This is a genomic window from Rhodococcus aetherivorans, assembly GCF_011058165.1.
In the GTDB taxonomy this organism is placed as follows: Bacteria; Actinomycetota; Actinomycetes; order Mycobacteriales; family Mycobacteriaceae; genus Rhodococcus; species Rhodococcus aetherivorans.
In genome coordinates, this window is record NZ_JAALEG010000073.1 from 1 (window position 1) to 15506 (window position 15506).

At 71.4% G+C, this 15506-nt stretch carries 14 protein-coding genes and 1 pseudogene; 9 read left to right on the plus strand and 6 right to left on the minus strand.

From position 1 onward, the window contains the following. From G6039_RS22830 to G6039_RS22845, 4 genes and pseudogenes are all read right to left on the minus strand, one after another. Nucleotides 1–244, minus strand: a pseudogene (locus tag G6039_RS22830) (lytic transglycosylase domain-containing protein); the annotation flags it as partial. A gap of 159 nt (nt 245–403) precedes the next feature. Further along, nucleotides 404–1393: a lysozyme family protein gene (locus G6039_RS22835; protein WP_043799260.1), complete on the minus strand. Its 990-nt coding sequence runs from the start codon at nt 1391–1393 to the stop codon at nt 404–406. Between the two features lie 88 nt (nt 1394–1481). Further along, the gene (locus tag G6039_RS22840; protein ID WP_029542474.1) at nt 1482–2009 is read right to left on the minus strand and encodes a DUF1003 domain-containing protein; all 528 of its coding nucleotides are present in this window, start codon (nt 2007–2009) and stop codon (nt 1482–1484) included. Beyond that, nucleotides 2002–3276 (minus strand): magnesium transporter MgtE N-terminal domain-containing protein, encoded by a 1275-nt coding sequence (locus G6039_RS22845; protein WP_029542476.1) that lies wholly within the window; start codon nt 3274–3276, stop codon nt 2002–2004. Before G6039_RS22845 ends, G6039_RS22840 begins: the two co-directional genes overlap by 8 nt. 58 nt (nt 3277–3334) lie before the next feature. Between G6039_RS22845 and G6039_RS22850 the strand changes: the two genes are divergently transcribed. The 7 genes from G6039_RS22850 (at nt 3335) to G6039_RS22880 (ending at nt 10192) form a co-directional block, all read left to right on the plus strand. Then, nucleotides 3335–4291, plus strand: coding sequence for an HpcH/HpaI aldolase/citrate lyase family protein (locus G6039_RS22850; RefSeq protein ID WP_029542478.1), 957 nt, complete (start codon nt 3335–3337; stop codon nt 4289–4291). 131 nt (nt 4292–4422) lie between these two features. After that, entirely contained in the window at nt 4423–4911 is a 489-nt protein-coding gene (locus G6039_RS22855; protein ID WP_003936099.1) for a YflT domain-containing protein, read from the plus strand. A 136-nt stretch (nt 4912–5047) separates the two neighbouring features. Next, nucleotides 5048–6382 carry an ABC transporter substrate-binding protein gene (locus tag G6039_RS22860; RefSeq protein WP_043799262.1) on the plus strand — a complete coding sequence of 445 codons (1335 nt, stop codon included), beginning with the start codon at nt 5048–5050 and terminating at the stop codon, nt 6380–6382. Then, nucleotides 6379–7344 (plus strand): carbohydrate ABC transporter permease, encoded by a 966-nt coding sequence (locus G6039_RS22865; RefSeq protein WP_006938769.1) that lies wholly within the window; start codon nt 6379–6381, stop codon nt 7342–7344. The genes G6039_RS22860 and G6039_RS22865 overlap by 4 nt, the downstream gene beginning before the upstream one ends. A gap of 1 nt (nt 7345) precedes the next feature. Further along, the gene (locus G6039_RS22870; protein ID WP_006938767.1) at nt 7346–8182 is read left to right on the plus strand and encodes a carbohydrate ABC transporter permease; all 837 of its coding nucleotides are present in this window, start codon (nt 7346–7348) and stop codon (nt 8180–8182) included. A gap of 5 nt (nt 8183–8187) precedes the next feature. Further along, a complete protein-coding gene (locus G6039_RS22875) occupies nt 8188–9357 on the plus strand; it encodes an ABC transporter ATP-binding protein (RefSeq protein WP_043799298.1) in 1170 nt (389 codons plus the stop codon). A gap of 22 nt (nt 9358–9379) precedes the next feature. After that, nucleotides 9380–10192: a hypothetical protein gene (locus G6039_RS22880; RefSeq protein ID WP_043799263.1), complete on the plus strand. Its 813-nt coding sequence runs from the start codon at nt 9380–9382 to the stop codon at nt 10190–10192. A gap of 10 nt (nt 10193–10202) precedes the next feature. Here G6039_RS22880 and G6039_RS22885 read toward each other — a convergent pair whose 3' ends face one another. Next, nucleotides 10203–11723, minus strand: a complete 1521-nt coding sequence (locus G6039_RS22885; RefSeq protein WP_043799265.1) for an MFS transporter — start codon at nt 11721–11723, stop codon at nt 10203–10205. Between the two features lie 124 nt (nt 11724–11847). Between G6039_RS22885 and G6039_RS22890 the strand changes: the two genes are divergently transcribed. Together G6039_RS22890 and G6039_RS22895 are read left to right on the plus strand one after the other, a co-directional pair. Then, entirely contained in the window at nt 11848–12954 is a 1107-nt protein-coding gene (locus G6039_RS22890; RefSeq protein WP_043799266.1) for a winged helix DNA-binding domain-containing protein, read from the plus strand. Nucleotides 12955–13030: 76 nt separating this feature from the next. Next, on the plus strand, nt 13031–13564 hold the full coding sequence (locus G6039_RS22895) for a DUF1360 domain-containing protein (RefSeq protein ID WP_006938758.1): 534 nt from the start codon (nt 13031–13033) through the stop codon (nt 13562–13564). A 156-nt stretch (nt 13565–13720) separates the two neighbouring features. Here the strand turns inward: G6039_RS22895 and G6039_RS22900 are convergent, their stop codons facing one another. After that, nucleotides 13721–15424 (minus strand): RecQ family ATP-dependent DNA helicase, encoded by a 1704-nt coding sequence (locus G6039_RS22900; protein WP_152103941.1) that lies wholly within the window; start codon nt 15422–15424, stop codon nt 13721–13723. Nucleotides 15425–15506: the final 82 nt, after the last annotated feature.

Below are 15506 nucleotides of genomic sequence, written 5' to 3' on the forward strand. Positions count from 1 at the left end.
GGGCGGTCATGAGGGCGGCTGCGGCGGCGACGTCGCGGGAGACCCCGTCGGCGACGTAGGTGGTCTCGGACGCGGCGGTCACGGGCTCGGCCACCGCTTCGGTGTCCTGGACGCCGAACAGGGTCTTCGGGCTCGCACCGGCGCTGGTGGCGGCGGCGACCACGCCGACCGGAACCAGTCCGGTGAGGGCGATGACCGAATTGCGGCGAAGCTTGGACTCCGAAGGCTTTCTGTGCCGGCCCACTCGATACCTCCTGGGCGCCTACCCCGAGACGCTTTCGTTACATGGCGGTATCGACCATACATGAAGTGATGCGTTTCCGTTACCCTACCGTGATGTAACGCGCTGAGCTGGGCATACGGTGGCAGGGAGGGGTTACGGGGAGATCGAGTCGTGACCGGATCAGGGCACGGGCGGCGCCGGGCACAGCGCCGGGACGAGACACGGCAGCGGCGGCAGCACCGGCGCGGGCGGCGGTGTCCCGACGACCGGCGCGGGGGCGGGGTCCGGCTCGACCGCGGGCGCCGGGACCGGCCCCGGTGGGGGCGCACCGGTGGTCCCGGCGACGGGAGCCGGGACGGTCTCGGCGACGTCGACGGTGTTCGGCAAGGCCGGAACGGCCGGCGTGGCCGACGGCATCGGGGGTGGCACGACGATCCCCGGCGAGACCGCGGCGCCCTTCTCGTAGGCGGCCGACCAGGCCTGCACGTTGGAGACGAACTCGGGCGACGGGTCGAACCGGGCCGCTGCCCGGGCGCGGGCGTCGGGCTCGGCGAGGCGAGCGTCGTCCGAGCACAGCCAGGTGCCGGCCGCCAGGGTGGCGTCGAAGACGTTCTGCGGGTCGGCGGCGCCATCCGCATTGCCGTCCGCCGAGAACTGCGACCACACCGCCGGGGGCAGCTGCATCGGCCCGAGCCTGCCGGTCCCGGGGGCCACGCGCGCGGTGGTGAGGGTGCCGAGCACGTCGGTGCGTCCCGAATCGGCGTGCTGCGAGGTGATCCGTCCGATCGCCGCGAGCAGATGCCACGGCAGCGCGCACCCGGGCTCGCTGATCGCGAGCTGCATCTCGGCCGCCCGGTACGCGTAGAGCACCAGTTCGGGGATCGCCAGGGGGCCCTCACCGGCCATCACGGGAGACGGCTGTCCGGGAGCGACCGTGACCGCGGGCGGTAGGTCCGCGGCGGGATCGGGAGCCGTGCCCGCGGCTCCGCGCACGGGCCGCGGCGACGCCGGATCCGCCGGCAGCACCCCGATCCCGGTGCTGCCGTCCGCCGCCGTCACGACGACCGGCTCCGTGTTCTCCGTCGCGGCCACCGTCGCCGGCGACGACGCGACCGCCGCGAACCCCGCGCCGAGCACCACCGGCACCGCGATCAGACCCTGCCAGCGCACGCCATCACCCCACAGACCTACTCGTCGCGGACCGTTACCCCACCGACACCATCGACCGGCTGTGATGAACGTTACAGCGAGTCACGTCTCAGCGGCGGGGAGGGCGCGGTTTACCGGCCGTCGTCGTTGCCGTGTCCTCCTCCCCCGGCTCGATCAGCAGTGCGCGCAGATCGTCGAGTTCGCGGCGCAGATAGTCGCGGGTGGCCACCTCGCCGACGGCCAGCCGCAGCGCCGCCAGCTCACGCGCGAGGAACTCGGTGTCCGCCTTGGTCTGGGCGGCGCGGGCCCGGTCCACCTCGAGGGAGACCCGGTCCCGGTTCTCCTGCCGGTTCTGGGCGAGCAGGATCAGCGGCGCGGCGTACGCGGCCTGCGTGGAGAACGCGAGGTTCAGCAGGATGAACGGGTACGGGTCCCACTGCAGCGCGACGGCGAAGACGTTGAGCAGGATCCACACGATCACCACGACGGTCTGGATGGCCAGATAGCGCCCGGTGCCGAGGAACCGGGCGATCGACTCGCTGACGCGCCCGACGGCCTCGACGTCGAAGTTGACCCGGAAGCGGCCGGTGCGGGGGGTGTCGAGGCGCTGCCGGGCCACGGCGGAACGGTCACTCATCGTCGGCCTCCTCCTCGCGCCAGTCCTCGGGCAGCAGGTGGTCGAGCACGTCGTCGACCGTCACGGCACCGAGCAGGTGCCCCTCGTCGTCCAGCACGGGCCCGCACACCAGGTTGTACGTCGCGAAGTACCGGGTGACCGCGGTGAGCGAGTCGTCCGGGTCCAGTCGCGGCAGGTCGTTGTCGACGATCCCGCCCACCAGGCCGGCCGGCGGCTCCCGGAGCAGCTGCTGCAGGTGCACGCAGCCCAGATACTTGCCCGTCGGGGTCGCGGTGGGCGGCCGCACCACGAACACCATCGACGCGAGCGCCGGCGTGAGGTCCGGGTCGCGGACCCGGGCCAGCGCCTCGGCCACCGTCGTCGCCGGGGTGAGCACCACCGGCTCGGGGGTCATCAGGCCGCCGGCGGTGTCGGGGGAGTGCTCGAGCAACCGCCGCACCGGCTCCGAATCCTCCGGATCCATCAGGCGGAGCAGCGACTCGGCCTCCGAGTCGGGCAGCTCACCGAGCAGATCCGCGGCGTCGTCGGGATCCATCGCCTCGAGCAGGTCCGCGGCGCGTTCCACCTCGAGGTGCATCAGCAGATCGGTCTGGTCGTCGGTGGGCAGCTCCTGCACGACGTCGGCGAGCCGCTCGTCGTCCAGCGCGACCGCCACCTCGTGCCGGCGCTTCTCCGGCAGCTCGCGGAGCGCGTTCGCGACGTCGGCGGCGCGCATGTCCTCGAACTGCAGCAGCAGCTGCGAGACGCCCTGGCCGGGCATCCCGAGGTTGGTGTAGGTCAGACCGTGCACGTGCTGCCAGTCCACGACGTGGATCGCGGACCTCCGGCCCAGCCGGCCGCGGTGCGCGCGCACGGCCACCCGCGAGACCAGCCAGTCCCGGGTGCGGGTCAGTTCGATGCCGAGGTCGACGACGACCACGTCCACGCCCGCGAGCTCGCCCAGCTCGGGATCGTCGACCCGGACCTTCGAATCGAGCACCTGCGCGAGCGCCAGCACCTCGGTCGGCCGCTGCGTGAACCGGCGCAGGCTCACGTTGCCGGTGTTCAGGGTGACGGCGCCCGGCTCGATCGCCGTCACCCGCAGCATCGGCACGAATATTCGCTTGCGCGTTGGCAGTTCGACGACCAGGCCGAGCACCCGGGGCTGCTGCCGGCCGATCCGGATGGTGAGCACGACGTCGCGCACCCGGCCGATCGACTCGCCGTCGGGCCCGAGGACCACCAGACCGGCGAGCCTCGCCGCGAATACCTTGCTCACTGCTGCCATGATGGTCAGGCTAGAACGTGCGGTCGTCGATTTCGGAACACGGAGGTCTGCCCAGCCCATGTCGTTCGACTTCAGGCCCCGAAGGTCCGTGCTCGCCGTTCCCGGCAGCAGCCGCAAGATGATCGACAAGGCCAAGGGCCTCGCCGCCGACGAGGTGTTCCTCGACCTCGAGGACGCCGTCTCCCCGCTGGCGAAGGAGCAGGCCCGCACGACGATCGTCGAGGCCCTCAACGAGGACGGATGGGGCGAGCAGCTGAAGGTGGTGCGGGTCAACGACTGGACGACCGACGCCACCTACCTCGACGTCGCCACCGTGGTGGGCGGCGCCGGCGCGCACCTCGACGCGATCCTGCTGCCGAAGGTCCCCGACGCGAGCCACGTGCAGGCGCTCGATCTGCTGCTGACCCAGGTGGAGAAGGCCCACGGGCTCGAGGTGGGCCGCATCGGCATCGAACCGCAGATCGAGGACGCACTCGGGTTGACCAACATCAACGCCATCGCCACGGCGAGCCCGCGCGTCCGGACCCTGGTGTTCGGCCCGGCCGACTTCATGGCGAGCATCAACATGCGCACCCTCGTCGTCGGTGAGCAGCCCGACGGCTACGACCGCGGCGACGCCTACCACCACATCCTCATGACCATCCTCATGGCGGCCCGGGCCCACGGCCTGCAGGCGATCGACGGGCCGTACCTGCAGATCCGCGACGTCGAGGCGTTCCGGCGCTCGGCGCAGCGGACCGCTGCCCTCGGCTTCGACGGCAAGTGGGTGCTGCACCCCAGCCAGATCGACGCCGCGAACGAGGTCTTCAGCCCGCGGCAGGAGGACTACGACAAGGCCGAGATGATCCTCGACGCCTACGAGTGGCACACCTCCGCGGCCGGCGGCGCGCGCGGCGCCGCGATGCTCGGGGACGAGATGATCGACGAGGCCAGCCGCAAGATGGCGCTGGTGATCTCCGCGAAGGGCCGGGCGGCCGGGATGACCCGCACCACGAAGTTCGAGCCGCCGCAGTAGGCGGCTGCGCCGCCGGTGCGTCCTTCGGGCGGCGGAAACAACCCAAAGGACGCACCGGCGCCGAAGGCGCACACGGGCAGAATGGACAGGTGCGCCGGATCGGGGCGCGCAGTCACGAGAAGGAGCCGAAGATGACCAACCCCCTCGGACAGCCGGGACGCGCCACGCCGGGCCTGCCGACTCCGCCGAGCGGCTGGCCGGTCGGTTCGTACACCACCTACGCCGAGGCGCAGCGGGCTGTCGACCACCTCTCGGACCAGTCCTTCCCGGTCGAGGACGTCACCATCGTGGGCGTCGACCTCATGCAGGTCGAGCGGGTCACCGGCCGGTTGACGTGGGCGAAGGTGATCGGGGGCGGCATCGCCTCCGGCGCCTGGCTCGGTCTGTTCTTCGGCCTGCTGCTCGGGATCTTCTCGACCGACTTCCTCGGCCCCCTGCTCGTCGGCATGGTCGGCGGCATCGTCTTCGGCCTGATCTCCACGACGATCCCGTACGCCGCGACGCGCGGCCAGCGTGACTTCTCGTCGACGATGCAGCTGGTGGCCGGCCGTTACGACGTGCTGTGCGCGCCGCGCAACGCCGAACGGGCCCGGGACCTGCTCGCCAAGCTCGCGTTGTAAACCGTTCGATCACAGTTCCGCTCCGGGCGGCAGTTGGGTCGCGCGTCGGCGCCCGGTGCGTTACGTTCGCACCAAGTGTGACGGAAGTCACCGTCGCGCTGGACGACGGGCGGAGGCTGCGGTGCGGAGACGGGCGGTGAGGGTCGGACTGGTGGGTGCCGCGGCGGTGCTCGCGCTGTCGTCGGTCGCGGCGTGCGGCAGCGAGTCGAGCGGGACGGTACTGAGTTTCTACACCGCTGCCGACGGTGCGGAGCAGTACGCCGCCGCGGCGGCGAACTGCACGGCCGCCGCCGGCGGCAGGTACACGATCGAGCAGCGCACCCTGCCGAAGGGCGCCGACGACCAGCGGCTGCAGCTCGCGCGGCGGCTCACCGGCGAGGACGACACGCTGGACCTGATGACCCTCGACGTGGTGTGGACGGCCGAGTTCGCCGAGGCGGGATGGGCGCTGCCGCTGCCGCCGGACGTCGCGGCCTCGGTGTCCGAGGGCACCCTCGCCGGGCCGCTGGCCTCGGCGACGTGGCAGGACACCCTGTACGCGGCTCCGCTGAACACGAACACCCAGTTGCTCTGGTACCGCAAGGACCTGATGCCCGGCGGCCGCCCGCCGCAGACGTGGGACGAGATGATCGACATCGCGAGCGGGCTCGCGGACGAGGGCCGGCCCAGCTGGATCGGGGTACAGGCCCGCCAGTACGAGGGCCTGATGGTGTGGTTCAACACCCTGCTCGCCAGCGCGGGCGGATCCGTCGTCGCCGAGGACGGCACCACCGTCACCGTGGCCGACGGTGACGCCGCCGTGACGGCCCTCGACATCATGAAGCGCGTGGCGACGGCGCCCGGTGCGGACCCGTCGCTGAACCAGTCCGACGAGGCCGCCGCCCGCCTGGGCATGGAGAGCGGCAAGGCCGCCTTCCAGGTGAACTGGCCGTTCGTCTACCCCGGCATCCTCGAGAACGCCGAGAAGGGCTTCCTGCCCTCCATCGACGACAACGGCAACGTGACCGCCGAGAACACCGGCAACACGGTGCTGACGGTGAACGGCGAGCAGAACTTCCTCCCCGCGCCGTACCCGGCGGTGATCGCCGGCACGCCCGCACGGGTCACCATCGGCGGGTTCAACATCGCTGTCGCCCGCACCACCCGCAACCCCGACCTGGCGTTCGAGGCGATGCAGTGCCTGCGCAACGAGGAGAACCAGCGCAACAACGCCGTCGACGGCGGCGTTCCGCCCACCCTCGCCTCGCTCTACGACGACCCGGAGTTCCAGCAGGCGTATCCCGTCTGGCGGGAGGTGCGCGAGAGCCTCGAGAACGCGGCGGTGCGCCCGGTCTCGCCCGCCTACCAGAGCATTTCGACGCTCATCACCGCCACGCTCAACCCGGTCGACCGGATCGATCCGCCGCGCACGGTCGACGAACTCGCGGAACAGGTTCGCAAGGCGGTCAATTCGGAAGGGCTGATCCCGTGACCACCACGCCCGCAACCAGACCCGTCCCGCCGGCCGAGGGCGCCCGGACCGCACCGTCCCGGCGCGAGAAAGCCCTTCTCTCCGAAGGGAAGAAGGCCGAACGCCGGCTCGGGCTGTGGCTCGTCGCACCCGCGGCGCTGCTGATGCTCGCCGTCACGGCCTACCCGGTGGGGTACGCGGTCTGGCTGAGCCTGCAACGGTACGACCTGCGGTTCCCCGACGAACGCGAGTTCGTCGGACTGGCCAACTACGTCTCGGTCCTCACCGACGCGTTCTGGTGGCAGGCGTTCGCCGTGACCGCCGGGATCACCGTCGTGTCGGTGGCGATCGAGTTCGTCCTCGGCCTGACACTGGCGCTGATCATGCACCGCACCATCGTCGGCAAGGGCACCGTCCGCACCGTGGTGCTGATCCCGTACGGCATCGTCACCGTCGCCGCGGCCTACAGCTGGTACTACGCGTGGACGCCGGGCACCGGTTACCTCGCGAACCTCCTGCCCGAGGGCAGTGCCCCACTGACGCAGCAGCTTCCGTCGCTGGCGATCATCGTGCTCGCCGAGGTGTGGAAGACCACCCCGTTCATGGCGCTGCTGCTGCTCGCCGGGCTGGCCCTCGTCCCGGACGACCTGCTGCGCGCCGCCCAGGTCGACGGCGCCGGCGCATGGACGCGGCTGACCAGGATCATCGTGCCGCTGATGAAGCCGGCGATCCTGGTGGCCCTGCTGTTCCGCACCCTCGACGCCTTCCGCATCTTCGACAACATCTACGTCCTCACGCGCGGATCCAACGGCACGGGCTCGGTGTCGATCCTCGGATACGACAACCTGTTCAAGGCGTTCAACCTCGGGATCGGGTCGGCGATCAGCGTCCTGATCTTCCTGTGCGTGGCCATCATCGCGTTCGTGTTCATCAAGCTGTTCGGGGCGTCCGCACCGGGCTCCGATCCGGAAGGGAAACGGTGACATGACGACGACCGAGACCCCGCGCCGCAAGCTGAGCTGGTCGGTGGTGAACCTGCTCGTCCTGCTGTACGCGCTGATCCCCGTCGTGTGGATCGCCAGCCTGTCGTTCAAGCCGGCCGGCACCATCAAAGACGGCCGGTTCATTCCCCGGGAGTGGACACTCGACAACTACCGCGGGATCTTCCGCACCGACGCGTTCACCAGCGCACTGATCAATTCCATCGGTATCGGGCTGATCGCGACGGTGGTCGCGGTGGTCATCGGCACCATGGCGGCCTACGCCATCGCGCGGCTCGACTTCCCGGGCAAGAAGATCCTCGTCGGCGTGGCGCTGCTGATCGCGATGTTCCCGCAGATCTCCCTCGTCAGCCCGCTCTTCGACATCATCCGCAAACTCGGGCTGTTCGACACGTGGGCCGGCCTGATCATCCCGTACATCACCTTCTCGCTGCCCCTGGCGATCTACACGCTCTCGGCGTTCTTCAAGGAGATCCCGTGGGAGCTCGAGAAGGCCGCCAAGATGGACGGCGCCACACCCGGGCAGGCGTTCCGGAAGGTGGTGGCGCCGCTGGCGGCGCCGGGCATCGTCACCGCCGCGATCCTGGTGTTCATCTTCTGCTGGAACGACCTGTTGTTCGCGATCTCGCTGACCTCCACCGAGCGGTCCATCACCGCGCCCGCGGCGATCGCCAACTTCACCGGGGCCTCGCAGTTCGAGGAGCCCACCGGCTCGATCGCGGCGGCCGCGGTGGTCATCACCATCCCGATCATCGTGTTCGTGCTGATCTTCCAACGTCGCATCGTGGCCGGCCTGACGTCCGGCGCAGTGAAGGGATGACCCAGATGGCTGAAATCGTGCTGGACAAGGTGACCAAGCTCTACCCCGACGGGGCGAAGGCGGTCAGCGACGTGGACGTGACGATCGCCGACGGGGAGTTCATCATCCTGGTCGGTCCCTCGGGCTGCGGGAAGTCGACGACGCTGAACATGATCGCCGGGCTCGAGGACATCTCCTCCGGCGAGTTGCGCATCGGCGGCGAGCGGGTCAACGAGAAGGCGCCCAAGGACCGGGACATCGCGATGGTGTTCCAGTCGTACGCGTTGTACCCGCACATGACGGTGCGGGAGAACATCGCCTTCCCGCTCACCCTCGCCAAGATGCCCAAGGACGAGATCGAGCGGAAGGTCACCGAGGCCGCCAAGATCCTCGACCTGACGGACCATCTCGACCGCAAACCGTCGAATCTGTCCGGCGGGCAGCGTCAGCGGGTGGCGATGGGCCGCGCGATCGTGCGCAACCCCAAGGCGTTCCTCATGGACGAGCCGCTGTCCAACCTCGATGCCAAGCTGCGGGTGCAGATGCGCACCGAGATCGCCCGCCTCCAGAAACGGCTGGGCACCACCACGGTGTACGTCACCCACGATCAGACCGAGGCGATGACCCTCGGCGACCGGGTGGTCGTCCTCCGCGGCGGGCTGGTGCAGCAGATCGGCGCGCCCCAGGAGCTCTACGACCGGCCGAGAAACCTGTTCGTGGCCGGATTCATCGGCTCTCCGTCGATGAACTTCCTGGCCGGCCAGCTCGAGTCGAACGGCGTGCGCACCGTGATCGGCGACTTCACCCTGCCGGCCGAGCGGTGGGCGGCCGTGCAGAAGCACAATCCGGGACGTGATGTCGTCGTCGGCGTCCGGCCCGAACACTTCGAGGACGCCACGCTCCTGGACCCGGCCCAGCGTGAGCAGGGTACGACCTTCACCGTGGACGTCGACGTGCTCGAATCGATGGGGTCGGACAAGTACGCGTACTTCACCGTCGCGTCCCCGGACCTGCATTCGAGCGACCTCGACGACCTGGCGGCCGACGTCGGCGTCGCCGACCTCGCCGGCGGGTCGATGGTCGCGCGGCTGCCCGCCGAGTCCGGCGTCGCGAAGGGCCGGCCCGTCCAGCTGTGGTTCGATCCGGCGAAGATCGCCCTCTTCGACCAGGCGACGGGGGAGAACATCACCCTCTGACCGAGCGGTGCATAGTAGGCCGGTGGACCTCGACGACATCGCCGACGAGCTGTACGGGCTCGATCCGGGCGAGTTCACCGCGGCCCGCAGCGAGCACGTCGCCCGCGCCCGTGAGGCCGGAGACCGCGAGCTCGCGGCGGCCGTCGGCCGGTTGCGCAAGCCGACCGTGTCGGCCTGGCTGGTGAACATGCTCGTCCGCGAGAAGTCCGAGGAGGTCACGGCCCTGCTCGGGCTCGGCGACGCCCTGCGCTCCGCGCAGCGCCAGCTCTCCGGGTCCGAGCTGCGGCGGCTGTCCACGCAGCGACGGCGGGTGATCGGTGCGCTCGAGAAGACCGCGGCCCGCCTCGCCGCCGAGCATGGCCGGCGGGCGTCGGAGGCGGCCCTGCGCGAGGTCGGCCAGACCCTGCACGCCGCCCTCGCCGACGCCGATCTGGCCGAGCAGGTGCACGGAGGCCGGCTCGAGGCGCCCCTGGACTACAGCGGCTTCGGCCCGGTGGGGCTGTCGGTCGTCCCGCCCCCGCCGGCACGGACGGACACCGAGGTGGACGAGGCCGAGCGCACCCGGCGCGCCGCCGCCCTGGAGACCGCCGTCGCCGAGGCGGAGGCGGCGCGGAACACCGCCGACGAAGCGCAGTCGGTGGCGGCGCGGGCACGCGCGGCGGTCGAGGAACTCGACGGGCACGTCGCGCGGTTGCGCGAGGAGCTGAGCCGGGTGGAGCAGCGGCGCGAGTTCGCGCGACGCACCGCCCGGTCGGCCGACGAGGACGCCGCGAAGGCCGAGGACGCGGCGCGGCAGGCGGAGGAGGCGGTGCGCGCGCTGCGGGAGCAGGACTGACGTCGCCCGATCAGCCCCGACGCGCCGCGGCGGCCTCGGCCTGTTCGTCCGCGACGACGGGCGTGGCGGCGAGGCCGGACACCGATCCCCATTCGGCGGCGAGGGCCGTCGCCTCCACCTCGTCCTCCTCGCGATCGCTGAGCGGACGCGTCGCCGGTTGCCCGCCGACGAGAACGAGCACCGCGGCGGCGGCCGCGGCCGCGGCGCCCAGCGCGAACGCCGCGACGAACGCGCTCTCGCGGACGACGCCGCCGGTGCCGGCGACGGTCAGCGTGGCCAGCAATGTCGTCACCACTGCGCTGCTGAGCGAGCTGCCCGCCGTGCGGGCGATGGAATTGATGCTGTTCGCGACCCCGGTCTGATCGGGGCGCACCTCGGCGACGAGGAGCGCCGGCAGCGCCGCATAGGCGAGACTGACGAAGGTGGTGACGAGGATGCCGGAGACGATCAGCTGCCAGCTCCGGTCGTGCACGACCGCCACCAGGGCGAAGCCGGCGATCCCGAGAACGCACGCTCCGATCAGCACCCAGCGGGCGTCGAACCGGTGGATGAGCCGGCCCGCCAGTGCCGCGGCGACCACACCGACGAGCGCGCCCGGGAGCATGTACACCGCGGTCGCCTCGAGCACGGTGGCGCCGAACCCGTATCCGGCGACGGCGGGCGGGGTCTGCACGAAGTATGCGGTGGCGAGGAAGCTGACGAACATGGCCATGCCGACGAGGAACGCGGCGCCGTGCACCACGAACACCGGCCGGTGGGTGAGCATCCGCGGCGGCACGAGCGGCTCGTCGACGTGCCGTTCGAAGAGGAACCACCCGGCGAGCACGGCCAGGCCGAGGGCGGCGCTCGCGACGGTGGGCGGCGCCGCCCACCCCCACGTTCCGCCCTCGGACAGGGCGAGCAGCACCAGCGCCAGGCCGACGGCGAGCAGGGCCGCGCCGAGCCAGTCGATCCGGCCTCCCTCGGCCCGCCGCCGCTTCGGCACGACGAGGAAGGCGCTCAGCAACGCGACGACGTTGAACGCCGCCACCAGCCAGAACACCCGGCGGTAGTCGCCGCCCGAGACCATCAGGCCGGTGAGCACCATGCCGATCGCACCACCCACGCCGAGCGTGCCCGAGAACAGGCCCATCGCGCCGATCAGCCGCTGCGGCGGCAGTTCGGCGCGCAGCACGGCGATGCCGACGGGGAACAACGCGAACGACACGCCCTGCAGTACCCGGCCGAGCAGCAGAAGCGCGAACGAGTCCGTGGCGGCGCACAGCAGCGAGCCGACGAGCACTACGGCGAGGACGGTGAGCAGAACCGGGCGTTTGCCGCGCAGGTCGGCCAGCCGGCCCAGCAGCGGCGTGGTGACGGCGGCGGCGAGCAGGTTCGCGGTCAGCACCCAGCCGGCGGCGGTCGTGCTCACGCCCAGCTGGTCGCGGATGGTGCCGACGATCGGCACCACGGACGTCTGCATCACGGCGATCGTGGTGATGATGAAGCACAGCACGGGAACCAGCAGCCGCGCACCTCTCGGATCGGACATCGGCTCTCCTCGACGCTGCAACATGAAACTAAATTCAACTAAACATCTACCGGACGCTCGGTCTCGCCGTCCAGGCACATGCGAAACCCGGGCCGCCGTCGGACCGCCGTGGCAGGGTGTCCCCGTGACGCCGCGCACCCTCACCGCCCGCGCGCTCGGCCGCGCCACCCTCGCCCGGCAGCACCTGCTGCGGCGCGGCGACCTGCCCGCGATCGAGCTGGTCGAGCATCTGCTGGGCTTGCAGGCCCAGGCGCCGAGCCCGCCCTACTTCGCGCTGTGGGCGCGGTTGCGGCGGTTCCGGCCGACGGCCCTGGCCGACCTCCTCGAATCACGCGACGTGGTGCGCATCGTGCTCATGCGCGGCACGGTGTTCGCCGTCTCGGCGGCCGACGCGGTGGCCCTGCGGGACTGGATCCAGCCGCTGCTGGACCGGGACCTGACCACCAACACCCAGTATGCGGCCGGTCTGGCGGGGCTGGATCTGCGCGAGCTCGCCGCCGTGGGCCGCGACCTGCTCCGCGACGGCCCGCGCAGCCTGCAGGAACTGCGCCCGCTGCTCGCCGAGCGGTTCCCCGGCCGCGACCCGGCCGCGCCCGCCTACGGGCTGCGGAATCTGCTTCCGCTGGTGCAGGTGCCGCCGCGGGGGCTGTGGGGGCGCTCCGGGCAGCCGAGACTCACGCCGCTCGACGAGTGGATCGGTCGCGGCCCGGCACGGGCGGACCCGGCCGTCGTCCTCCGGCGATACCTCGCCGCGTTCGGGCCGGCGAGCGTGCGCGACGCGCAGACCTGGTCGGGGCTGACACGGCTCGGTGAGGTCTTCGAGCGGTTGCGTCCGTCGCTCGAGGTGTTCCGTGACGAGAACGGTGTCGAGGTGTTCGACCTACCCGACGCCCCGCGACCCGAACCGGCGACGCCGGCGCCGGTGCGGATCCTTGCGCCCTACGACAACGTGCTGCTCTCGCACGCCGACCGGACCCGGATCGTCCCCGACGAGCACCGTCGCCGGATCATGACGCAGAACGGCATCGTGCGCTCGACCTTCCTCGTCGACGGGACCGTCGCCGGGGCCGCGAACCTCATCGTCACGAGGAATTCGGCCGTGCTCGAGGTGACCCCCTGGCAGCGACTGACGGCCACCCGGCGCGCGGCGGTCGAGAAGGAAGGTCTGCGGCTGACGAGATTCGCTGCTGCGACCGCCGAAGTGCACGAGGTGCGGTTCGTCGAACAGTAGGCGCGCGGCGGCAGGCGTGGCCCGCCCGCGGACGGGGTATCCGGCGGGCGGACCGAACTACCCGCAGGAGCAGCAGATGAGCAATCAGACCGACACGTCCCTCGACCTCGCGGAGACCGCCCGCAGGCACGCCCGCGAATACACGGCGGGTGAGGACCTCCCGATGCGGGGGTACGCGACGGTCCTTGCCGGGTACAGCACGCTCGTCACCGTCGCCGTGATCGGCGCGCTGGTGACCGGCCGGCGGCTGCCCGACCGGTTGAGCGGCGAGGACCTGATCGTGCTCGCCCTGGGCACGCACAAGCTGTCGCGGACGGTCACGAAGGACGCGGTGACCAGCCCCCTGCGGGCGCCCTTCACCCGGTACACGGGACGGGGCGGCCCCGCCGAGGTGACGGAGGAGGTGCGCGGAACGAACACCCTGCGGCACAGCCTCGGGGAGCTGCTCACCTGCCCGTTCTGCTTCGACGTGTGGGTGGCGACCTTCTTCACGATCGGGATGGTCTTCGCGCCGCGCCCGACGCGGCTCGTCGCCGGGCTGTTCGCGGCCCTGGCCGGCGCGGATTTCCTGCAGTTCGCCTACGCGAAGGCGCAGCAGAGCGTCGGGTGAGCGCCGCGGCCCGTCGCCCCCCTGTGCCGTCTCGGGCAGGACGGGCCGTGCAGGATCCACGCGCCGGTTCGGAATCCGCCCGTGCTGCGGCGTGGGCGGATTCCGAAGTCGCGGGCGGATCCACCGGGCGCATCCGCCCGGCCCGCCTGGGGGACGTCAGGCGATGTCGGGCTCCGGCTCGGGCTCCGAGTTCTCGGGGCGCAGCAGGTCGTGCTCCTCGACCGCCTCGAGCGAGAGGGTGCGGTAGCCGTATCCGTCGAACAGCACGGTGATCCGGTCCGTCTCCGCGCTCATCACCTCGCCGGCGCCCCACTGCGCGTGCACGACCCGGGTGTGTAGCGGAATCGATTCGTGACGAACATGATTCGCCGGCTCGGGCCGGCTCTCGGGGATCCCCTCGCGGTAGCAGTCGCAGTGGCCGCACGGTTCGGGCAGCGACTCGCCGAAGTACCCGAGCAGGAACTGCCTTCGGCAGCCGCGGGTTTCGGCGTAGCCGCGCATCATCTCCACGCGGGAGCGGTCCATCCGTTCGCCCACCGCTGCCACCTCCGCCGCGCGCCGGACGGCGATCTCCACCTCGACGGTGCGTGCGGTGAACCCTTTGCGTCCCGAGGAGACCACCCCGGCCCGTTCGAGCAGGTTGACCGCGTTGGTCAGGGTCCGGCCGCGGGTATCCAGTTCGGCGCGTAGGTCTTTCAGTCGCGTCGGGGCCTTCGCGCGCCGCAGTGCGGTGAACGCCCGGCCGAGCAGTTCCTCGTCCGGGCGGTGGGTCGTGAAGAACTTCGCGAGCGAGAGGTCCTCGGGCCGGTAGAACAGCAGCGCCTTCGCCTCGAGCCCGTCGCGCCCGGCCCGGCCGATCTGCTGGTAGTAGCTGTCCACGGAATCCGGCGCGGAGGCGTGCGCGACGAACCGCACGTCGGGCTTGTCGATGCCCATGCCGAACGCGGAGGTCGCCACCACCACCTCGTACTCGCCGTCGAGGAACCCGTGGTGTACCCGCTCGCGCGTGGCCGACGCCAGGCCGGCGTGGTACGCGGCCGCCAGCAGTCCCCGTTCGGCCAGTTCGGCCGCATAGAACTCGGCGTCCTTGCGCGTCGCGGTGTACAGCAGCCCGGGCGTCTCGAGTCCGGCGACCGTCTCGATCACCGCCCGGCGTTTCTCGGCGTCGGTCGTGTACCGCTCGACGGCCAGATCGATGTTGGGCCGATCGAATCCGCTGGCGATCACCACCGGGTCGCGCAGGCGCAGCTCCTCGACGATCTCCTGCCGCACCGGCGGCGACGCGGTGGCCGTGAGCGCCACCACCGGGGGCCGGCCGAGCCGGTCGAGCGCGTCGGCCAGGCGCAGGTAGTCGGGCCGGAAGTCGTGGCCCCACGCGGACACACAGTGCGCCTCGTCGACCACCACGAGGGAGACGTGCGCGTCGGCGAGACGGGCCACCACCTCGTCGTTGGCGAGCTGCTCCGGCGCCAGGAAGACGTACTCCACGGTGCGCTCCCGGATCGTCTCCCACGCGGCCGCGGTCGCCGAGGCCCGCTGCCGGGAATTGATCGCGACCGCGTCCGGCGCCGAGGTGGCGTCGAGACCTGCGATCTGATCGTTCTGCAGCGCGATGAGCGGGGAGATCACCAGGGTCGTGCCCTCGATCAGCAACGCCGGCACCTGGTAGATCGCCGACTTGCCCGATCCGGTGGCCATCACCGCGAGCACGTCCCGGCCCCGCACCAGCGGTTCCATCGCGTCGAGCTGGCCGGGACGCAGTTCCTCCCAGCCGAACACGCGGCGCGCGGCCGCCCGTAGCTCGGCCCGGATGTCACGCGGTCCGGTCGTGTCGGCTGCGTCCTGCACGGTCGCCGTCAAGCGTGTCCTCCTGTCGTGGGCCCGGTCCTCCCGACCAGGGTACGGAGCGCATGGAGTCCCCAACCCCAGCGCGGACCGGCGC